At 71.8% G+C, this 20,333-nt stretch carries 16 protein-coding genes; 11 read left to right on the top strand and 5 right to left on the bottom strand.

Annotated features, from left to right (window positions below; all coding sequences use genetic code 11):
- The first annotated feature begins 1 nt into the window (after position 1).
- On the top strand, positions 2-634 hold the full coding sequence (locus tag ACVCAG_RS12765; protein WP_440083786.1) for a response regulator: 633 nt from the start codon (positions 2-4) through the stop codon (positions 632-634).
- Between the two features lie 42 nt (positions 635-676).
- On the opposite strand, the gene ACVCAG_RS12760 is transcribed toward ACVCAG_RS12765, so the two are convergent.
- Together ACVCAG_RS12760 and ACVCAG_RS12755 are read right to left on the bottom strand one after the other, a co-directional pair.
- The gene (locus tag ACVCAG_RS12760; RefSeq protein ID WP_440083785.1) at positions 677-1,885 is read right to left on the bottom strand and encodes an NYN domain-containing protein; all 1,209 of its coding nucleotides are present in this window, start codon (positions 1,883-1,885) and stop codon (positions 677-679) included.
- Positions 1,886-2,196: 311 nt separating this feature from the next.
- Entirely contained in the window at positions 2,197-4,938 is a 2,742-nt protein-coding gene (locus ACVCAG_RS12755) for a zf-HC2 domain-containing protein (protein WP_447189863.1), read from the bottom strand.
- A gap of 176 nt (positions 4,939-5,114) precedes the next feature.
- On the opposite strand from ACVCAG_RS12755, the gene pyrE reads away from it, so the two are divergent.
- Positions 5,115-5,651, top strand: coding sequence for an orotate phosphoribosyltransferase (pyrE, locus tag ACVCAG_RS12750; protein ID WP_440083783.1), 537 nt, complete (start codon positions 5,115-5,117; stop codon positions 5,649-5,651).
- A 118-nt stretch (positions 5,652-5,769) separates the two neighbouring features.
- Here pyrE and ACVCAG_RS12745 read toward each other — a convergent pair whose 3' ends face one another.
- Positions 5,770-6,195 carry a hypothetical protein gene (locus ACVCAG_RS12745; RefSeq protein ID WP_440083782.1) on the bottom strand — a complete coding sequence of 142 codons (426 nt, stop codon included), beginning with the start codon at positions 6,193-6,195 and terminating at the stop codon, positions 5,770-5,772.
- A gap of 314 nt (positions 6,196-6,509) precedes the next feature.
- Between ACVCAG_RS12745 and fbaA the strand changes: the two genes are divergently transcribed.
- The 4 genes from fbaA to ACVCAG_RS12725 all read left to right on the top strand — a co-directional run bounded on the left by fbaA (position 6,510) and on the right by ACVCAG_RS12725 (position 10,570).
- A complete protein-coding gene (gene fbaA, locus ACVCAG_RS12740; RefSeq protein ID WP_440083781.1) occupies positions 6,510-7,532 on the top strand; it encodes a class II fructose-bisphosphate aldolase in 1,023 nt (340 codons plus the stop codon).
- A 103-nt stretch (positions 7,533-7,635) separates the two neighbouring features.
- Complete coding sequence (locus ACVCAG_RS12735) at positions 7,636-8,055, top strand: DUF3151 domain-containing protein (RefSeq protein WP_362689791.1); 420 nt, start codon at positions 7,636-7,638, stop codon at positions 8,053-8,055.
- Positions 8,056-8,274: 219 nt separating this feature from the next.
- A complete protein-coding gene (locus ACVCAG_RS12730; RefSeq protein ID WP_440083780.1) occupies positions 8,275-9,558 on the top strand; it encodes an adenylosuccinate synthase in 1,284 nt (427 codons plus the stop codon).
- 85 nt (positions 9,559-9,643) lie between these two features.
- The gene (locus tag ACVCAG_RS12725; protein ID WP_440083779.1) at positions 9,644-10,570 is read left to right on the top strand and encodes a glycerophosphodiester phosphodiesterase family protein; all 927 of its coding nucleotides are present in this window, start codon (positions 9,644-9,646) and stop codon (positions 10,568-10,570) included.
- Positions 10,571-10,594: 24 nt separating this feature from the next.
- On the opposite strand, the gene corA is transcribed toward ACVCAG_RS12725, so the two are convergent.
- Positions 10,595-11,728, bottom strand: coding sequence for a magnesium/cobalt transporter CorA (corA, locus tag ACVCAG_RS12720; protein ID WP_447189862.1), 1,134 nt, complete (start codon positions 11,726-11,728; stop codon positions 10,595-10,597).
- Positions 11,729-12,246: 518 nt separating this feature from the next.
- On the opposite strand from corA, the gene purD reads away from it, so the two are divergent.
- The 5 genes from purD to ACVCAG_RS12695 all read left to right on the top strand — a co-directional run bounded on the left by purD (position 12,247) and on the right by ACVCAG_RS12695 (position 19,093).
- A complete protein-coding gene (gene purD / locus ACVCAG_RS12715) occupies positions 12,247-13,479 on the top strand; it encodes a phosphoribosylamine--glycine ligase (RefSeq protein WP_440083777.1) in 1,233 nt (410 codons plus the stop codon).
- A 111-nt stretch (positions 13,480-13,590) separates the two neighbouring features.
- Positions 13,591-14,625 carry a hypothetical protein gene (locus tag ACVCAG_RS12710; protein WP_440067715.1) on the top strand — a complete coding sequence of 345 codons (1,035 nt, stop codon included), beginning with the start codon at positions 13,591-13,593 and terminating at the stop codon, positions 14,623-14,625.
- A 308-nt stretch (positions 14,626-14,933) separates the two neighbouring features.
- A complete protein-coding gene (murA, locus tag ACVCAG_RS12705; RefSeq protein ID WP_362689773.1) occupies positions 14,934-16,202 on the top strand; it encodes a UDP-N-acetylglucosamine 1-carboxyvinyltransferase in 1,269 nt (422 codons plus the stop codon).
- Positions 16,203-16,427: 225 nt separating this feature from the next.
- Entirely contained in the window at positions 16,428-17,717 is a 1,290-nt protein-coding gene (locus ACVCAG_RS12700; protein ID WP_344746819.1) for a GTP cyclohydrolase IIa, read from the top strand.
- A 428-nt stretch (positions 17,718-18,145) separates the two neighbouring features.
- Entirely contained in the window at positions 18,146-19,093 is a 948-nt protein-coding gene (locus tag ACVCAG_RS12695) for an EamA family transporter (RefSeq protein WP_440083776.1), read from the top strand.
- 167 nt (positions 19,094-19,260) lie between these two features.
- Here ACVCAG_RS12695 and hisC read toward each other — a convergent pair whose 3' ends face one another.
- On the bottom strand, positions 19,261-20,322 hold the full coding sequence (gene hisC, locus ACVCAG_RS12690; RefSeq protein ID WP_447189861.1) for a histidinol-phosphate transaminase: 1,062 nt from the start codon (positions 20,320-20,322) through the stop codon (positions 19,261-19,263).
- Positions 20,323-20,333 lie beyond the last annotated feature (11 nt).

Raw genomic sequence — 20,333 nt, 5'->3', positions numbered from 1 at the left:
GATGCCGGACAGAGCCAAGATTCTCCTGGTCGACGACCGGGAGGAGAACCTGATCGCGCTCGAGGCCATTCTCAGCTCGCTCGATCTGGTACCCGTGCGGGCGAAGTCGGGTGAGGAGGCGCTGAAGGCCCTGCTCGGCACGGAGTTCGCCCTGATCCTGCTCGACGTCCGGATGCCGGGCATGGACGGGTTCGAGACGGCGGCCCACATCAAGCGCCGCGAGCGCACCCGCAACATCCCGATCATCTTCCTGACCGTGGTCGACAGCGCGCCCGACTACGCCTTCCGCAGCTACGCCGCGGGCGCCGTCGACTACCTCACCAAGCCCTTCGACCCGTGGGTGCTCCGGGCCAAGGTCGCGGTGTTCGTGGAGCTCTACAACATGAACCGCAGGCTGGCCGAGCAGGCCACCATGCTCCGCGAGCGCCTCGGCGCGGAGCTGCCGCCCGGTGAGGCGTCCGACCAGGCCGCCGTGCTGCCCGAGCTGTCCAGGCGCCTGGCCGCCGTCGAGGAGGAGCTCGGCCGGGTCGCCGAGCTGGTCCGTAAGAGCGGCGACCCCGGCCTCGCGGGACCGGTGGCCGACCTGTCCAACCGCCTCAGCCACCTGCGCGCGGGCTTCGACGCACTTACCTGACGGACCCTTCTCGCGCTGCGGTCCTGAGCGCGCTTACGCGTCTCAGCGGCGGGCGCGCTCCAGGGCGTCCCAGAAGCCGCGGCGCAGGGCGTGGCGGACCTCGTCGTGCAGGAGGAAGTCGATCGGCAGGGAGGAGCCCTGGAGCAGGCGCGCCTCCAGGTCCGAGGGCATCCGGGGCTTACGGGCGAGGACCGCCTCCAGCCACAGGGCGGGCGCGTCCTTGGCCACGGACTCGCCGAAGTCGTGGCCTTCCTTGTGGGCGGCCTGCACCGCGTCGGAGAGAGTCGTCGCGGTGCCGGTTCCGGAGCTCTGCGGGGGGACCGGGGCCGGCTGGGGGCCGGTGTAGGCGCCCATCTGCGGGGACTGGTAGCTCGGCATGCCGCCGGTGTTGCCCAGCGAGTACTGCGGCGCGGCCGGCAGCGGGCCGGTCTGGTTGCCGACGGCCGCGTGGGAGGGCGCGGAGGCGGGCGGGGACGGCGAGGAGGGCGGGGACGGCGGTGCGGCGGGAGCGACCGGGGTGATCGGCGACTCCTGGGTGTAGCTCGGGTAGGTGGAGGGCAGCGCGGGCTGGGCGTGGGCCGCGCGGGAGGTCTGGACCGCGGGGATGGGGCTGGTGGCCGGGGCGCCGTTGCTCCCGCCGGCACCGCGGGAGGTGGCGGGCTGGCCGTTGCCGGAGCCGTGCTGGTGGCCGTTGGCCACCAAGGCGGGCGTCTCGCCGCTGAGCAGGCTGACGTGGGGGCGTAGATGACCGGCGCCGATCTCGATCAGGTCGTCGCACTCCTGGCGCAGCGTGCGGGAGACGGCCCAGCTGCCGTCGGCGCTGATGTGGACCACCGTGACCCGGATGCCGAGGTCCTGGGCGTCGCAGACGACCTGCGCCAGGTCCTCGTCACCGCTGACCACGACCGCGTCGCAGACCGCGCCGTTGCGGGCCAGCGTCATCAGGTCGCGGTGGACCTGGGCGTCGACGCCCTCGCGGCGGCCGGGGCGGATGCGCGACAGGCGGAGCTTGAGGCCGGGGATGTCGGCCAGCGTGTCGTGTTCCGGGGTGCGGCGGCCCTCCACGGTCGCCTCGTACCAGTAGCAGCGCAACAGCGGCAGGCCGGTGCGCTCTCTCGACAGCTTGTTGAGCAGCTGGAGCAGCCCCGGGTAGTCCCAGGAGACGGACTCGCGGTGGCGGGTACCGTGCACCGCCATCGCGCCGTCGGCCAGCAGGTAGCCGGCGTCCACGAACAGCGCGCAACGATCCACACGACACCGCCCTTCCTACGTGGCCCGATCCTTCGGTTCAGACAAGCCTGAAAGAACCCCTAAGAGACCGGACAGACGGCCCTTCCTCAGGGTAATCAAGCAGCTGACCATCCGAGGGTGAATCCCGACGATTCCACCCGCGCTCGACCATACGCTGGATCGTTTACGCCGACCGTACCAGTTTGTCCCGTTCGTGGATCCCCCCGGCGAGGTGCCACTCGCTCGGGTTTCCCGCCGCCCCGCCCCATGTGCCCCCACACCCCGCATGACGCCTTCGCCGCACAGCGGACCCGGGCGAACGGCGCGCCCCGTCAGAAGGCGGTCTGTACGCTCACCGCCGCCGCGCCGAACAGCAGGACGTCCTGGTGCGTGCTGAGCTCCAGCACCGGGTCGCGGCCGAGGGGCGTCCGGAAGCGGTCCACGTCCGTGCCGAAGGTCGTGCCGGTGCCCCGCGCCCCGGCGGCGGACCCGTCGAAGGGATTGCGCGGGTCTTGCTCCCCGCCCGCGGGCCGCAGGGGCCGGCCGCCGAGCCTCACCCGATCGCCCATGACGCCCGCGTCACCCTCCCAGGTCACCAGGGCCAGCCTCGCGGGGGCGTCGGAGCCGGAGGGGGTGAGCCCTCCGAGCGGCATCCGCGCCGAGCGGTGCCCCCCGTCCAGCACCGTCGCGGTGTCCACGACGACGGCCTGGCTGTACGGCCGGCGCGGGTCGGCCACGATGATCACCAGGCTCCAGCCGGCATGGCGCGCCACCCCGGACCGCACCGAGGCGTCGGCAACCCAGTACGTCCCGCGGGCCGTGCCCAGCAGACGCGTCACGTCGGCGAACGCCTGGTAGCCGCGCCCCGCGGGGAGCTCCCGCTCCACCACCTGCGTGGCCCTGACCTGCCGGTACCGCTCCTCGCCCGGCACCTTGAGCTTGATCCGCTCGCTGGGGGGCGCGCTCGCCGACCAGTAGAGTCCCGCCCAGACCACCTCGCTCGCGGCCGGCACGACGAGCCGGGCGGCGCTCGAACTGCTCGTCGACGGGTCCCCGTCGCGGTCGAGGGGGCGCATCTCCCAGCTGTTGTTGTCGCGCCTGCCGCCCCGCCGCGAGTGGGCGGCCTCGCACGCGGGCTCCGAGGGCGCGCAGCTCATCAGGGTGTTGCCGATCGCGGAGACGGCCACCCTGCCGTCGGTGGCGAACCGGGCCGGGGCCCCCGTCGCCCGTACCCCGCCGCGCGACCTGGCCGCCACCCGCGTCCCCGCGGTGGAGACCGTGACCGAGGGCACCGCCCCGTAGGGCGCGTCGCCCGACACCAGGACCCTCAGGAAGACCGCCGTGGCCCGGCCCGCAGGCAGCGGGCCGCGGACGCAGCGGGCGCCCCGGCTTCTCGCCCGGCAGGACCAGCCGTCGACCGTGCCGACCGGCGTGACGCCGCCGACGGCGTTTCCCCTGCGGGACCCGGACGGCAGCGTCACGCCTCGCGGCAGGCCGACATCGGCGACGACCTCCTCGCTCCGCCCTCGGCCCGCGTTGCGGAGGCGCACCACGACGATCCCGGCCTCGGACCTGACCAGGGCGCCGAGCGCGTCGATTTTGGCCACCAGGCGGGGGGCGAGCCAGGAACCCGTCCGGCCGTCCTGTCCCGCTCCCGCCGTCCCCGGCGGCGTCCCGGCCGGGTCACCGCTCCCGGCTCCCGTTCCCCCGAGCCCTGCGCCGGGTGCCGCACCGGCACTCGCCCCACCGGATCCTGACGTCGTCCCGGTCCCGGCGGGCTCGCGGTCGGGACCCGTCGGCCGCCCGGAGAGTGACGGTACGGACGAGCCGGAGGTGTCCGGCCCGTCCGAGGACCCCCGCGGGGCGGGGGAACCGGGCGCGGGGGCCACGACGATCGGCTCGGAGGCCGTGCTCGGCCCGGGGGCGGGCTCCTCGGCCGACACCAGCACGAGGGCCGCGGCCACCGCGACCGCGGTCGCCATCGCACCGGTCGCGACGGCGCGCCGTACGGACCGGGGAGCCCGGTGCCAGCGCCCGGACAGCCCGCCGCCCGCCGTGGCGCCCATCCTGGCGAGTGCCGTCAGGTAGGCGGGGAACGCGGGACCGGCGACGAGCGGTCCGATCACCGAGCGGATGCCCTGGCCGATACCGGTCAGCTCCGCGAGCACCGCGCGGCAGCCGGAGCAGCCGTCCAGATGCCTTTCGATGATCCTGCCCTGTTCCCTGGGCAGGCCGCCGCGGGTGTAGGGACCCAGCCTGATCAGCACGGGCCGGCACTCGGGGGCGGACGTCTCGGCCAGGTGGATGCGCAGGCACGCCTGGCGCGTCCCCTCCCGTGCCCGGTGGGCGAGCGCGGCCGCGCCGTTGACCGTCAGGCCCAGCAGGAGCCCGACGTCCTCGGCCCTGAGCCTCTCGACCTCGGCGTGCCACAGGACGAACTGCCACCGCTCGGGCAGGGAGAGGAACGCCCTGGCCACCGGTGAGCGTTCCAGGCCCGCCACCGACGGGTCGACGAGAAACGCGCGCGGACCGAAAGGGGACTCTCCGTCCGCCCGCTCGTCGATCTCCCCCCGCGCCCGCTCGCCGGTCCCCCCGTCATCCCCGTCCGCCCTTTCGTCTTCGTCGGCCTCCCCGTCCGTCCCTTCGCCGATCTCTCCCTCCGCCCGCTCGCCGATCTCTCCGCCCCCTCCGCCCTCCCCGCCCGCGCTCTCTCCGTCCTCCCCCTCCGCCCGCTCACCGGTCTCCCCCGATGCCTTCCTGCCGGCTTCCGGTGCGGCGGCCGCCGGGCCGTTCCCCGTGCCGGTCGTACCGGGACGGGCGTCGGCGGTGCGGCGGAGGGCGGTGAGGAGGTGGACGCGGAACGCCTGTTCCGGCCCGTGTCCCCGGGCGATCACGTGGTGGACATCGGCGAACGTCCTCTCCACGACGCCCTCGACGTCGGCCTCGCCCGGCAGGAGCAGGCGGGCCAGGGCATGCGCCGCGGGGGCGTGCCGCTGATGGAGCACCCGGTAGGCGGCCACGTCGCCGTTCCTGGTGGCAGCCAGCAGTTCAGCATCGCCTTGAGATGTTTTCACACTCATTGTGACCTCGCCATTACCTGGAGTTGCCTGCCGGATAATCCCGCAGTACGCGCCGCGAGTAAACCCGGATCGCACTTTTGCCACCTCCGGCCCGAAACTCGCGTTACGGCGGCCCGGTTTCCCGGCGGGGTCCGATCGGACGGGTTCGGGGATCGCCCTAACCTTGTGCCATGAGCGATCGCGAGAACCTGCTGGCGGAGATCAAGGGCAAGGCCGTGGTGCACGGCAAGGTCGTGCTGTCCTCGGGCATGGAGGCCGACTTCTACGTGGACATGCGCAGGGTGACCCTTGACGGGCAGGCGGCGCCGCTGGTGGGGCGGGTCATGCTGGACATCACCGAGGGCCTCGAGTACGAGGCGGTCGGCGGCCTGACGCTGGGCGCCGACCCGGTGGCGACCGCCATGATGCACGCGGCGGCCGCGCGAGGCGGGAGGCTCGACACGTTCGTGGTCCGCAAGGCGCAGAAGACCCACGGCATGCAGCGCCGGATCGAGGGACCGGACGTGTCGGGACGGCGGGTGCTGGTGGTCGAGGACACCTCCACCACCGGCGGATCCCCGCTGACCGCCGTGGAGGCGCTGCGCGAGGCGGGCGCCGAGGTCGTGGCGGTCGCCACGATCGTGGACCGGGGGGCCGCCGCGGCGATCACCGGGGCAGGACTGCCGTACCTGACCGCCTACGACCTGGCCGACCTCGGCCTGGCCTAGAGCCGCACCCGCCGACCACTGCCCGATCCGGCCTGGAGTCCGCTCTGGCCTGGAGCCGTGCACGGAGCGCCGGAGGGCTTTGCGCGCGGGGGATCCGGAGCCGGCGGGAGAGCCGGGATCAGCCGCGGGAGACCGTGAACTCCTGGCGCTCCCCCGCCTTGCCCGGGGAACGGACGGCCCCGTTCACCTGGACGCGGACGGCGGCGGAGTCGGCCAGGACGACGTCGATCTTGGGATCGAAGGCCTGGAACTGCTCGCCGCGGGTCAGCTCCCGGTCGAGGAGCACGTCGCCCCCGGTGACCTTCAGGAAGACCGTGGGGCAGTGCTCCCGCAGGCACTCGACGAGGACCGTCGGGACGCGCTCGGGGGTGGCGGAGGGGGGCGGGGAGACGGCGGCGGACGACACGCCGGCCGAGGGGGCGGGCGACGCGACCGTGTCCGCGCCGGAGCCCAGGCTGCCGAACAGCGAGAGGACTCCGAACACGATCAGGGCGACGAGCGCCAGCACCGCCAGTCCGACGAGGACCAGGCGCGCGATACCCATGGGGTCAGACCTGTGGCGTCCCACACTGTGGAGGTTAGCGGTTCGTGAGGAGATTTCACGACCGTCCCGGCGGATCGGTCAGGAAGAACCGCGATCTGGAAGATCGTCCGTACCCGCCCAGGTCGTGCGCCCCCCGGGCTCTCCGGCCGGGGAGGGGCCGGGGATAGGTTGGAGACACGGCCGGGGCGCATCGGTACGGATCGAAGTGGTACTGGAGCTATCCGGCCGGGCATGAACCCGGGATACTGGCCCACGGGCTATGTCCTCATAGCCACGCGCCAGCTGTTCACAGCCGTCTCCAGGGAGATGACACGATGCCTATCGCTACTCCAGAGGTCTACGCCGAGATGCTCGACCGGGCCAAGACGGGCGGTTTCGCCTACCCGGCCATCAACGTGACCTCGTCACAGACCCTCAACGCGGCGCTCAGGGGGTTCGCCGAGGCGGAGAGCGACGGCATCGTCCAGGTGTCGACCGGCGGTGCCGATTTCCTCTCGGGCACCACGGTCAAGAACATGGTGACCGGCTCGGTGGCGCTCGCGGAGTACGCCCGCGTCGTCGCGGCCAACTATCCCGTGACGATCGCCCTGCACACCGACCACTGCCCCAAGGACAAGCTGGACGGTTTCGTGCGCCCGCTGCTCGACATCTCCCTCGAGCGGGTGGCCAGGGGCGAGGATCCCCTTTTCCAGTCGCACATGTGGGACGGCTCCGCCGTGCCGCTGGACGAGAACCTGGAGATCGCCAGGGAGCTCATCGAGAAGACGGCCCGCGCGCGGATCGTCCTGGAGGTGGAGATCGGCGTCGTCGGCGGCGAGGAGGACGGCGTCGTCGGCGAGATCAACGAGAAGCTCTACACCACCACCGAGGACGCCCTCGCGACCGCCGAGGCCCTTGGCCTGGGTGAGCGGGGCCGCTACATGCTCGCCGCGACCTTCGGCAACGTGCACGGCGTCTACAAGCCGGGCCACGTCAAGCTCCGCCCGAGCGTGCTCAAGGAGATCCAGGACGCGGTCAGCGCCAAGTACGGCACGGAGAAGCCGTTCGACCTGGTCTTCCACGGCGGCTCCGGCTCGCTGCTCGAGGAGATCCACGAGGCCATCTCCTACGGCGTGGTGAAGATGAACATCGACACCGACACGCAGTACGCCTTCACCCGCCCGATCGCCGACCACATGTTCAGGAACTACGACGGCGTGCTCAAGGTCGACGGCGACGTCGGCAACAAGAAGGTGTACGACCCCCGCTCCTACGGCAAGGCCGCCGAGACCTCGATGGCGGCGCGCATCGTCGAGGCGGCCCAGCACCTGAAGTCCGCGGGCACGAAGATCTCCTAAGGCCGCGAAAGCGCCACGGCGGAGATCGCGAGAGATCGGCTTCCGGAAAGACTCCGGGGGCCGATCTTGGCCTGACGCGGGTACACCGGGTAGGACTGTCGTTATGGAATCGCACGAGAACCTCCTCGCCGGCCCGCCGCCCACCCTGCTCCCGGACCTGCCCGAGGCCCGGGAGGCGCTGGAATCCGGCGCCCAAGCATCCGACGTCGCCGCGCGCTTCCCCGCGTACCCGGCCGCCTGGGCCGTACTCGCGGACGAGTACTTCGCGGCGGGGCACGCCGTGACGTCGTACGCCTTCGCCCGCACCGGCTACCACCGCGGCCTGGACCAGCTCCGCAGGGCGGGGTGGAAGGGGCACGGCCCGATTCCCTGGCAGCACCTTCCCAACCAGGGGTTCCTGCGCTGCCTGCACGCGCTGGCCCGCGCCGCCCAGAGCATCGGGGAGAAGGAGGAGGCCGAGCGGTGCTTCCAGTTCCTGAAGGACTCCAGCGCCGAGGCGTCCGAGGAGCTGACAAGCCGCTGACCAGGCGATGTCCCACCCCCGGCCCCGCGGCCGGTCCCACCCCTGATCCGCCTCGCTGAGCCGCCGGTCAGCGTCCGATCCACCCCCGGGATCTCTCACCGCACCCCCTTTCGCGAGGTGGGAGATCCCCATTTCGGACGCCGTCGGGTATTCTCTCCACGCAAGAGCCCCTGTCGCGATTGCGTCAGGGGTTTTCGTTTTTGTGGTGGGAGACTCACGATGCCGGCTGTCGTTCTCGTTGGTGCCCAGTGGGGCGATGAGGGCAAGGGTAAGGCGACCGACCTGCTCGGAGACCAGGTCGACTACGTCGTCAGATACCAGGGGGGCAACAACGCGGGCCACACGGTCGTCATCGGCGACCAGAAGTACGCGCTGCACCTGCTGCCCACGGGAGTGCTCTCCCCGAACGTCGTCCCCGTGATCGGCAACGGTGTCGTCATCGACCCGGGCGTGCTGCTGAGCGAGATCGACGGGCTCGAGGCCCGCGGGGTCTCCTCCGAGCGCCTGTTGATCTCCGCCAACGCGCACCTGATCATGCCCCACCACAAGGCCATCGACAAGGTCACCGAGCGCTACCTCGGCAAGGCCAAGATCGGCACGACCGGGCGCGGCATCGGCCCCGCGTACGGCGACAAGATCTACCGGATGGGCGTGCGGGTCCAGGACCTGCTGGACCCGGGCATCCTGCAGAAGAAGATCGAGGTCGCGCTGGGCGAGAAGAACCAGATCCTCACCAAGATCTACAACCGCCGGGCGATCGACGCGGGCAAGGTCCTGGAGGAGTATCTCGGCTACGCCGAGCGCCTCACGCCGCACATCGCCGACACCTCGCTGGTTCTCAACAGGGCGCTGGACGAGAACAAGGTCGTGCTGCTCGAGGGCGGGCAGGGCAACCTGCTCGACATCGACCACGGCACCTACCCCTTCGTCACCTCCTCCTCCCCGACGAGCGGCGGCGCCTGCTCCGGTTCCGGCATCCCGCCGACCCGGCTCACCGGCGTGATCGGCATCCTGAAGGCGTACACCACCCGCGTGGGCGCCGGCCCGTTCCCGACCGAGCTCGACGACGAGATGGGCGAGTGGCTGCGCACCACCGGCGGCGAGTACGGGGTGACCACCGGTCGCAACCGCCGCTGCGGCTGGTTCGACGCGGTCATCGCCCGCTACGCCACCCGGATCAACGGCGTCACCGACTACTTCCTCACCAAGCTGGACGTGTTGTCCGGCCTGGACACGATCCCCGTCTGCGTCGCCTACGAGGTCGACGGCGTCCGCCACGACGAGATCCCGATGACCCAGACCGACTTCCACCACGCCAGGCCGGTGTACGAGGAGTTCCCCGGCTGGAAGGAGGACATCACCGGCGCCCGGAGCTTCGATGACCTGCCCGCCAACGCGCAGGCGTACGTGAAGGCCCTGGAGGAGATGAGCGGCGCCAGGATCTCGGCCGTCGGGGTCGGCCCCGGCCGCACCGAGACGCTCCAGATCCACTCGATGCTCTAGTTTCCGCCGGTACGGCCCGCGCCCGGCGTCGCCGAGGGGCGAGCCGTACCGGACGATCGGCGCTCGGGGTGGATAAGGTCCCTGTGTGCATGCCGAGATTCACGGTCACCGCGGCGCCCGCGGGCTCCGTCCCGAGAACACCCTGCCCGGCTTCGCCCACGCCCTCGAACTGGGTGTCGACGCGCTGGAGCTCGACGTCGCGCTGACGGCCGACCGGCGGCTGGTGCTCACCCACGATCTCACCGTGTCCCCGGTGACCAGCGCCGACGTCCGTCCCGCCTTCGCGGGCGACCCCGCCTTCCCGTACGTGGGCCGGCCCGTCGGCGCGCTCACCCTGGCGCAGCTGCGCACGCTGGAGTGCGGGGTACGGGTGCCGCGCCACCCCGACGACCGTTTCGCCCCGACCCAGGTGCCGGTGCCGAACACCCGGATGCCGACCCTGGGCTCCGTGCTGGGGCTGATGGACGCGTACGGCGCCGACGGGGTGCGGGTGCACGTGGAGCTGAAATCCGACCCGACCCGGCCCGACCTGAGCGCCGACCCCGCCGAGTTCACCGAGAGGGTGGTCGCCGAGCTCGACCGGCACCACCGGCTCGACAGGGCGGCGATCCTCAGTTTCGACTGGCGCGTCCTGCGGATCGCCCGCTCGCTGGCCCCCGCGACCCGGCGGTACGCCCTGATCGAGCGCGCCACCATGGACAGCGTCTGGCTCGACGGCCTCCGCCTGGAGGACTTCGACGGCGACGTCCCGGCCGCCGCGGCCGAGGCCGGGGGCACCACGCTCTCCCCCGAGCACGTGATGGTCGACCGGGAGTTCGCCCGGCTGGCCGAGAAGGCCGACCTGCCGCTGGCCGTGTGGACCGTCAACGACCCGGGGCGGGCCGCGGAGCTGCTCGACCTCGGGGCGGCCGCGATCGTCACCGACTATCCCGACCGGATGATCGCCCTGTGGGCCGGACGGGGCATGCGCGTCCCCGGTCCGATCACCCTCGCGCACCCCCTGAGCGCCTGAGGACCGGGGTGCGGAGCCGGGGGATCACATCCAGCCGTTGCGGCGGAAGCCCCGGTAGAGCAGCGTGCAGGCGATGACCATCACGCCGATCACCAGCGGGTAGCCGAACACGGAGTCGAGCTCGGGCATGTGCTCGAAGTTCATCCCGTAGATGCCGGCGATCATCGTGGGGACGGCCATGATGGCGACCCACGAGGAGATCTTCCGCATGTCCTCGTTGGCGAGCGCGTTGGAGCGGGCGAGCGCCGCCTGCAGTATCGAGTTGCAGAGCTCGTTGGACGACTCGACCTGCTCGCAGACGCGGGCGAGGTGGTCGACGACGTCGCGGAAGTACTCGCGCATCTCGGAGGGGATCATCCGGCGCTGGGCCAGCGTGGACATCGGCGACTGGAGCGGCATGACGGACCGCTTCATCTCGATCATCTCGCGCTTGAGGTTGTAGATCCGGCCGATGTCGCGGGCGCTGACGTCGGCGAAGACCATGGCCTCGACGTCCTCCAGCTCGGCCTGCATCCGGTCGGCCACGCTGAGGTACCTGTCGACGACGTGGTCGGCGATCGCGTGCAGCACCCCGGTGGGGCCCCGGTTGAGGAGCTTGGGCTTGTCCTCGAGGCGGGCGCGCACCTCCGAGAGGGGGCAGTGGCTGCCGTGGCGCACGGTCACCACGAAGTCGGGGCCGACGAACACCATGAGCTCGCCGGTGCCGATGATCTCGCTGGTGGCGGTCAGCACGTCGTGGTCGATGTAGGCGACGGTCTTCAGGACCACGAACACCGAGTCGCCGTAGCGCTCGACCTTGGGCCGCTGGTGAGCCTTGACGGCGTCCTCGACGGCGAGCGGGTGCAGGGCGAAGACCTCCGCCAGCCACTCGACCTCGGGGGCGTCGGGCTCGTGCAGGCCGACCCAGACGAAGGCGTTGCCCCCGCCGGAGCCCCCGTCGGCGGCGGCGGCGTTGTGGGCGCGGACGATCTCCAGGGCGTCGGGGATGCCCAGGGCGTCGATCTTCTTGCCGCCCACGTAGGCGGCGTACTCGACGAGCGAGTCGCTCGGCGGGACGCAGACGCCGGTCATCCGCTCACGGAGCGAGACGGCGGGCGTGTGCGCGGCACGGATCGTACGGGTGTGCTTGATACGGGGAAAAAGAAGCGAGGAGCGCATGGCGAGCCTTTCCCGCCCAACCTGGCGGGATCCACACGCGATGCGATGTCACCCCCGGTGAGGGAGGTGATGCGTGCGGCGCCGGTCGGGCACCGAGATGGGGTGGTCGAGGGTGCGCACAGCAGGCGTGCGCGAGCACGTACTGCTGGGATCGCCAGAGGACATCCCGAACCACCTCCAATCAGCAAGAGACACGCAAAGCCACCCAAAAGTAACACGATCGGGAGGGTGTCTCTCAGTTTACTCCCAGGTTCAAGTGTTGATCATGTAGAACCAGACAAAATTCACACGCGCTTTACGGCACTTCCCCCCGCGCAGGCACCCGGAGTTGTCCACAGGCTGTGGACGACTCCGCGGATCCGCGACCGGCCCGGGCCTCCCGAAGTGCCGGCCTCCTCCGTGCGGGGACGGGAAAAGCATGGCGGACGCGGGCTCGGAAAGCCGTCCGGGGCCGCGAGACCCGGGGGTGGCGGGCGCGGGCCCGAGGGGGACGCCGGGGGGACGATAGGCTCTGACGAGTGCGCGTTCTTGTGATTGGATCCGGCGGGCGTGAGCATGCCCTGTGCCGGTCGCTGGCGGCGGACCCCCAGGTCACCGAGGTTCACTGTGCTCCCGGAAACGCGGGTATCGCGCAGGTCGCGACCCTGCACCCGGTGGCGCCCACCGACCCGGCCTCGGTCACCGGCCTGGCCGGGAGACTCCGGGCGGACCTGGTCGTGATCGGCCCCGAGGCCCCCCTGGTCGCCGGGGTCGCCGACGCCGTCAGGGAGGCCGGGATCCCCTGTTTCGGGCCCTCGCGCGAGGCGGCCCTGATCGAGGGCTCCAAGGCCTTCGCCAAGGACGTCATGGTCGCGGCGGGCGTTCCCACCGGGCGGTCGCACACCTGCGTCACGCCCGAGGAGGTCGCCGCCGCGCTCGACGAGTTCGGCACGCCGTACGTGGTCAAGGACGACGGCCTGGCCGCCGGCAAGGGCGTGGTGGTCACCGGCGACCGCGACGAGGCGCTCCGGCACGCCGCCGCCTGCGGGCGGGTCGTGATCGAGGAGTTCCTCGACGGCCCCGAGGTGTCGCTGTTCGCGCTCTGCGACGGCTCCACCGCCGTGCCGCTCCAGCCCGCCCAGGACCACAAGCGCGCCTACGATGACGACCAGGGCCCCAACACCGGCGGGATGGGCGCCTACACCCCGCTGCCGTGGGCGCCGGACGACCTCGCCGACCAGGTGATGGCCGAGACCGTCATGCCGACCGTGACCGAGCTGGCCAGGCGCGGCACACCGTACACGGGGGTGCTGTACGTGGGGCTGGCCCTCACGTCCAAGGGCCCGAAGGTGATCGAGTTCAACGCCAGGTTCGGCGACCCGGAGACCCAGGTCGTGCTGGACCGGCTGGAGACGCCCCTCGCCGGCCTGCTGCTCGCCTGCGCGAACGGGACGCTCGACCGGTTCGGGCCGCTCTCCTACCGCGACGGCGCCGCGGTGACCGTGGTGATCGCCGCGGAGAACTACCCGGCGGAGCCGGTGAAGGGCGACGTGATCGAGGGGCTGTCCGACCCGGTCGAGGACGCCTACGTGCTGCACTCGGGCACCGCCCTCGACGGCGACCGGATCGTCTCCAACGGGGGCCGGGTGCTCAGCGTGGTCGGCACCGGGCCCGACGTCCCCGCCGCCCGGGCGGCGGCCTACGAGGCCGTGGAGCGCATCCGGATGCGCGGCTCGCACCACCGCACCGACATCGCGGGCCGCGGCGCCTGAACCCGCGTTTTCCGGAGAGGCATAGCGCCTGATCGGCATGTCGCGGTAAGCCTGGGGCAGTCGGCAGTGCCCGTCCCCGGCCCGTCCCCGGCCGCTCCCTTCGGAGGAACGATGTCGCTTGACCCCGCGATCCCCCCCGAGCGGATCGGCGACACCGGCGTGCTGCGCTGGCCCGGCACCTGGCGGGTGTACGTGGCCACCCGCAGCGAGGAGATCAGGGCCGACGCCGAGCGGGCCCTCACGATGCGCGACGAGGCGGGCCAGCTGGTCTCGGTGGGCGAGGGCATCGGCACGCACCTGGCCCGCGCGGAGACGTACGCGCGCAGCAGGCACGGCGTGCGGCGCTGGCTGACCGGCCAGGCCATCGAGGGCGCCTGGTCCAACGTCAACAGCGCGACCGTGATGCTGTACGGCGTGCTGCCGACGGCGGAGCTGTGCGGGCGGGGCCCGGAGGTGGCGGCGATCGGCCGGGCGTACCTGCCCGGTGACGACCCCCGGTTGGTCCACCTCCAGGCCAGGCTCGCGGCGGGGGACCTGGGGGAGAACGACAGGCCGCTGATGCAGTCGGTGCTGCGGGCCGCGTACACCGCGCAGGCGATGGAGACCGGGCGGGTCCGCAGCTTCCGCAACCTGCTGCTCGGCGGGGTGGTCATGCTGAGCCTGATCGTGCTGGGCGTGGTGGTCATCGGCGCGATCTGGCCGAACGTCATCCCGATGTGCGGCAACCAGTCGGTGATCCGCACCCAGGGGCTGATGCCCGCCCAGATCTGCCCGACGGGTGGCCTGCAGCCCGGCCACGGCGACGTCCCGCTCGTGGCCCTGATCGGCATGCTGGGCGCGGCGCTGGCCACCGCGGCCTCGCTGTCGACCCGCTCGGAGCTGTCCACCCGCTACTCGCTGGCGGTCGTCCAGAACCTTCTCAAGGCGCCCGCGGGGGTGGCCACCTCGGTACTCGGGCTGCTGATCCTGAACTCGGGCTTCGTGCCCGGTTTCGCGGGGCTGGGCTCGCAGCCCGCGATCCTGGTCTGGGCGATGGCGTTCGGGTACGGCCAGCAGGTCGTCACCCGCTTCGTGGACCAGAGGGCCGACAACCTCCTGTCGGCCGCCTCACCGCTCACCGCCGCGGGCGGCACGAAGAGCAGATGACGCCCGCCCGTCAGGGCCGCGCCCCTCCCTGTACCGCGGCCGCCGGGCCATGAGATGATCTTCTGCGCGGTCCGGCCGCGAGCGGTGCGGGAGACATGGTCGAAGGGGCGCGGGGACACCGGGGAGCACGGGCGGGCGGGCCGCCGGCGCCCGCCGCCGCGAGGGCCGATGATTACCGGCGATCCGAGGGGTAGTTCCCCCCTGAAGTGGCCGGTTCAGGGGCATCCAACGGCTACTGTTGGCCGATAAACCTCGGCTGCCGCCCCGCGCCACATGAATCACCCGAACCACTTCAAGGAGCATGACGCATGGTCCGTTACCGCGTGCGCGGTGGCAACCCACTTCGTGGAACCGCCTTCATCCAGGGTGCCAAGAACGCCGTGCTTCCCATGATCGGCGCGGCGCTGCTGGCGTCCAGAGGCCGGACGGTCCTGCGCAACGTCCCCATCATCGAGGACGTCCGCCGCGCGGTCGAGCTGGCCGAGACGGTCGGTGCCACGGTCGAGCTCCACGAGGCGGAGCGCACGCTGGTGATCGACGCCTCGACGCTCAGCAGCCCGGTCCTGCCCGCCGAGATCGCCCGTCGCTTCCGCGGTTCCGTGTTGTTCGTGCCCGCCCTGCTGCACCGCCTCGGTGAGGCGATCATCGAGGGCGTGGGCGGCTGCAACCTGGGCAGCCGCAACCTCGACTTCCACTACCTGGGCTACAAGCGCCTGGGCGCGCTCGTGGACGAGGGCGACTCGGTCATCCACGTCAAGTCGGCGGGCCTCACCGGCGCCACCCTGTACCTGGACACCCCCTCGCACACCGGCACCGAGAACCTGATCATGGCCGCCGCCCTCGGGCGCGGCACCACCGTGATCGAGAACGCGGCGCTGGAGCCCGAGGTCCTCGACGTGATCGAGATGCTGACCCGGATGGGCGCGAAGATCAGCGGCGGCGGCACGGGGTTCATCACCGTGGAGGGCGTGGAGGAGCTCCAGGCCGTCGAGCACACCGTGATGCCGGACCGCCTCGACGCGGGCGTGTTCGCCATGGCCGCCGCCGTCACCGGCGGCGAGGTCAACCTGGTCGGCGCCGACCTGGACCACCTCGGCGTGGTCCGCTACAAGCTGGAGCAGATGGGGGTGGAGTTCGCCGACCACGGCGCGGTGCTCCACGTGCGCAGGGACCGCCCGCTGCGCCCGATCAACGTGATCACCGACACCTACCCCGGTTTCGCCACGGACCTGCAGTCGCCGATCATGACGGTCGCCTGCCTCGCCGACGGCGCCAGTTACATTCATGAACGCATCTTCGACGGGCGTTTCGCTCTGGCCTCAGAGCTGAACAAGATGGGCGCCGATATTGAAGTGAAAGAGAACAGCGCTGTCGTTCGCGGTGCCACTCCGCTCACCGGGACACAGGTGACCGCGCACGATCTGCGTTCGGGAATCGCGCTCGTGCTCGCGGGCCTGGCCGCCGAGGGGGAGACCGTGATCGAATCGGGATATCTCATCGACCGCGGGCACTCTTATCTGGCCGAGCGTATGCAGTCCCTGGGAGCCGATGTGCGGCGAGAGATTTCAGCTTCATAATCAGCAGGTTTGAGACGCTCAAAAACCGCTCTGACCTGTGTAAACGATGCCAGTCATGGCTTTAACCCGGAAGTTGCTTCCGGAATTGGCCGCAAATCGGGCGTGACATTACGGCCCTCGCGAGCGATCGTTCCAAAAGAGAGCCGAAAACAAACGGACGGCATGATGGGACGAACATTGGTCGAGCGGGCCGAAGAAGCGCCACGAGTGTCACGCCCGGGTGCCATGACACCGGACCTCACTATCGGTGTGGTGGGCCCCCATGACCTCGTCGAACGGGTGATGTTGATGGGGCATGCGGCTGCCCCGTTACCCTGCCGCCTGGTGGCGGCGGCATACCGTGACGAGCAGGAGGCAGCCGACAAGGTCACCCGGCTGGGAGCCGGGGTGGACGCATGCCTGTTCGCCAGCCCGGTCCCCTACGACCTGGCCCGGCGATCGGGGGTGCTGACGATGCCCGCGACGTATGTCCAGCTCGGCGGCGCCGCGCTGATCGCCGCGCTGGCGAGGGCCGCGCTGGACGAGCGGATAGACCCGCGCAGGGTCAGCATCGATGTCCTGGGCAGAGCGGAGGTCGAGGAGGCGTACAACGATTTGAGCCTTCCCTCAGGGGATGTGCAGAGCCGCGACGAACCGGGCGCCACCGGTACGATCGCGGCCTTCCATGAACGCCTCGCCCGCCAGGGCAGCACGAGCGGGGCGCTCACCTGTCTGCCCGCGGTCGCCGACCGCCTCCAGACCGCGGGGGTGCCCGTGGTGAGGATCCGCCCCACCTCCGCCGCGGTGCGCACGGCGCTGCACACGGCGGCCCTGCTGGGCGCGCACCACAGACTGGAGGAGTCGCAGCTCACCGTGGTCCTGGTGGAGGTGCCCACGCTGCGCGAGCCGGTCCGCCGGGCCGCGCCGCGCTACTGGCGCGACGAGCTCCGGCTGTCCCTGCACCGGTTGCTGGTGCAGGAGGCCAACCGGATCAACGCGTCGGTCACCGCGGTCGACGACCACAGCTACATGGTCACCGCGACCCGCGGGTCGGTCGCCGCGGCCACCGAGGGCTTCCGGGTCCTGCCGTTCGCCGCGCGGGTCCGCGACGAGCTGGGCCTGGCGGTCGAGGTGGGCGTCGGCATGGGCCGTACCACCCACGACGCCGAGTCGCACGCCAGGGCCGCGCTGGCGCGCACCCAGGCGGGCAAGCAGGCCCAGGGCTTCGCGGTCGACCGCGAGGGCAGGGCGCTGATCCCGGCGCCCAGGATGCCCCCTCAGGGCGCCGGACCGCTGAAGCCGAAGGGCGTGGAGGTCCTGGCCCGGCTGGCGGCCAAGCTGGAGGGTGGGGACACGGTGGTGGACGCGGAGGGCGCGGGCAAGATGCTCGGCGTCACCCCGCGTACGGCACGGCGGTTGCTGCGCACGCTGGTAGACGAGGGACTCGCGTGGCCGCTTCCGCCGAACCGGACGCCGCAGCCGGGGCGCCCCCGGCAGCTGTACCGGCTGATCGTGGAGAAGCTCGGCACCCGCTGAGCCCCGCGCACGGCCCGCACCGACCTGGAGGCTTCCGCCGCACCCGGACGGCGGAACCTCCCAGGTCACGGCGCGCCGGGCCCGGCGTGGCGTGGCGTGACCCGCCGGCTCGCGGTGTGTTCGCCGCGGCCTGTTCACCACGGTCCGCCCGGCCCGGCGTGTTCACCGTGGCTTGTTCATTCCGGCCTGTTTATTTTGGTCTGTTCACCGGACCTGTTCACGGGATCCGTTCATTCCGGCCCGGCCATTACGGCTCGCCCGTCCCGGTACGGCGAGGATTCCCGGGCCGCGATTCCCCGGAGCGCGTTCCGCCGGATCCGACCGGACGCGGTGTCGCGGAACCCGGCCGGTCACGGTCCGCCCCGACGGATCTCAAGGTCCGAAACCCGCGAGCGGATTGTCGGTTTCAGCCGCTATTGTCATGAGCTATGGGTCAAGACAGTGCTGACAGCCGCAAGGCGCTCCTCGTCTGGGGGGCGCTGGCGATCGTTTACGTGGTGTGGGGTTCCACGTACCTGGCGATCATGATCACGATCGAGACGATCCCGCCGCTGCTCAGCGGGGCTGTCCGCTTCGTCACGGCCGCGCTCGTCCTCGGCGCCGCGGTGTACCTGCTGAAGGGCCGGGACGCCTTCCGGATGACCTGGAAGGAGGCGGGCGGGGCGGCCCTGGTCGGCCTGCTGCTGCTGAACGGCGGCAACGGCATGGTCGCCGTGGCCGAGCAGCACATCTCCAGCGGCCTGGCGGCGCTGCTGGTGGCCTCGACGCCGCTCTGGCTGGTCATCTTCAGGGTCCTGTTCAGGGACCGGCCGCGGGCGCTGACGCTCGTCGGGGTGCTCATCGGGTTCGGCGGCGTGGCGGTGCTCTCGCTGGGCGGCGGGAGCAACGCGGCCGACGGCGCCGGAATCACGATCATCCTGCTGGCGTCGCTGTCGTGGGCGGCCGGTTCGTTCCTGGCGTCCCGCATCCCGATGCCCGCGAACCCCTTCTCCGCGAGCGCCGTCGAGATGGCGGCGGGTGGTGTCGGGCTCGCCCTCACCGCCGCCGTGATGGGCGAGCGCCTCGACGTCGCCACCGTCTCCGCGCGGTCGTGGACCGCACTGGCCTACCTGATCCTGATCGGGTCCCTGGTCGCCTTCACGGCGTATGTGTGGCTGCTGGGCAACGCGCCGATCTCGCTGATCTCCACCTACGCCTACGTCAACCCGGTCGTGGCGGTCGTGCTGGGCGCCCTCGTGCTGAGCGAGCCGGTCACCGGCTCGATGGTCGCGGCCGGCGTGGTGATCGTCATCGGCGTGGCCCTGGTGGTCTCCACCGAACGGCGCAGGAAGCCGGAGCCCGCACCGGAGACGAAGCCGGAGCCCGCGGCCGTGTAGCCCGCGGCCGTCCCGGCTGTGCAGCCCGCGGGCACCCGGCGCGAGGGCGGTCCGGCGCGGAGGTCGCCGGAGCGGGGGACGGCCCGGCGCGAGCGTGCCGGAGTGGAAGTCGGCCCGGCGTGCGGCCGGGCCGACGGGTCAGGGCGGGTCAGACGGGTCAGGGCGGGTCAGGCGCTCCGGAAGGCCGCCGCGGCGGCCAGGAAGGTGTCGTTGGCCTCGGGGTCGCCGATGGAGACGCGGGCGCCCTCCCCGGCGAAGGGCCGCACCGCGACACCCTCGGTCGCGCACGAACCGGCGAAGTCGAGCGTGCGCTCCCCCAGCCGGAGCCAGACGAAGTTGGCCTCGCTCACCGGCACCTCCCAGCCCTGGGCGATCAGCGCCTCGCGGACCCGGTCGCGCTCCTTGACCACGGCGTCGACCCGCTCCATCAGCTCGTCCTCGGCGGCCAGCGAGGCGACCGCGGCGACCTGGGCGAGGTGGTTGACCGCGAACGGCACGGTCGTCTTGCGGACGACGGACGCCACCGGCTCGTCGGCGATCAGGTAGCCCACCCGGAGCCCGGCCAGGCCGTACGCCTTGGAGAAGGTCCGCAGCACGGCCACGTTCGGCCGGTCGCGGTAGATGGTGAGCCCGTCGGTGACCCCGGCGTCCCTGACGTACTCGCGGTAGGCCTCGTCGAGCACGACGAGCACGCTCTCCGGCACCCGGTCGAGGAAGGCCTCCAGCTCGGCCGCGTGCACGACCGTGCCGGTGGGGTTGTTCGGGTTGCAGACGAAGATCATGCGGGTGTGCGGGGTGATCGCGTCGGCCATGGCCTCCAGGTGGTGCGTCTCCCCCAGCAGCGGGACCCGCACCGAGGTCGCCCCCGCCAGGTCGGCCAGGAGCGGGTACGCCTCGAAGGACCGCCAGGCGTAGATCACCTCGGCGCCCGGCTCGCTCACGGTCTCGAAGAGCTGCTGGGCCACCGTCACCGAGCCCGCGCCGAGGGCGACGTGCTCGGCCGGGACGCCGTACCTCTCGGCGATCGCCCCGGTCAGCTCCGTGGCCGCGGGATCGGGATAGCGGTGCATCTGGGTCGCCGCCCTGGCGACCGCCTCGACCACCGAGGGCAGCGGCTCGTAGGGGCATTCGTTCGAGGAGAGCTTGTAGGACCGGCCGTCGGCGGACACCACGGCCTTGCCCGCACGGTAGGCGGGCATCGTGTCCAGGATCGCGCGGAAACGAGGCATGGCCTTACTTT

The sequence above is a fragment of the Streptosporangium sp. G12 genome, assembly GCF_052983175.1.
This window is presented reverse-complemented; position numbering and strand designations above follow the sequence as displayed.

Bases quoted from the DNA above. Each gene is read 5' to 3' on its own strand.
- ACVCAG_RS12765 (WP_440083786.1), top strand. From the start codon at position 2: ATGCCGGACAGAGCCAAGATTCTCCTGGTCGACGACCGGGAGGAGAAC.
- pyrE (WP_440083783.1), top strand. From the start codon at position 5,115: ATGAGCGATCGCGAGAACCTGCTGGCGGAGATCAAGGGCAAGGCCGTG.
- ACVCAG_RS12745 (WP_440083782.1), bottom strand. From the start codon at position 6,195: ATGGGTATCGCGCGCCTGGTCCTCGTCGGACTGGCGGTGCTGGCGCTC.
- fbaA (WP_440083781.1), top strand. From the start codon at position 6,510: ATGCCTATCGCTACTCCAGAGGTCTACGCCGAGATGCTCGACCGGGCC.
- ACVCAG_RS12735 (WP_362689791.1), top strand. From the start codon at position 7,636: ATGGAATCGCACGAGAACCTCCTCGCCGGCCCGCCGCCCACCCTGCTC.
- ACVCAG_RS12730 (WP_440083780.1), top strand. From the start codon at position 8,275: ATGCCGGCTGTCGTTCTCGTTGGTGCCCAGTGGGGCGATGAGGGCAAG.
- corA (WP_447189862.1), bottom strand. From the start codon at position 11,728: ATGCGCTCCTCGCTTCTTTTTCCCCGTATCAAGCACACCCGTACGATC.
- ACVCAG_RS12710 (WP_440067715.1), top strand. From the start codon at position 13,591: ATGTCGCTTGACCCCGCGATCCCCCCCGAGCGGATCGGCGACACCGGC.
- murA (WP_362689773.1), top strand. From the start codon at position 14,934: ATGGTCCGTTACCGCGTGCGCGGTGGCAACCCACTTCGTGGAACCGCC.
- ACVCAG_RS12700 (WP_344746819.1), top strand. From the start codon at position 16,428: ATGACACCGGACCTCACTATCGGTGTGGTGGGCCCCCATGACCTCGTC.
- ACVCAG_RS12695 (WP_440083776.1), top strand. From the start codon at position 18,146: ATGGGTCAAGACAGTGCTGACAGCCGCAAGGCGCTCCTCGTCTGGGGG.
- hisC (WP_447189861.1), bottom strand. From the start codon at position 20,322: ATGCCTCGTTTCCGCGCGATCCTGGACACGATGCCCGCCTACCGTGCG.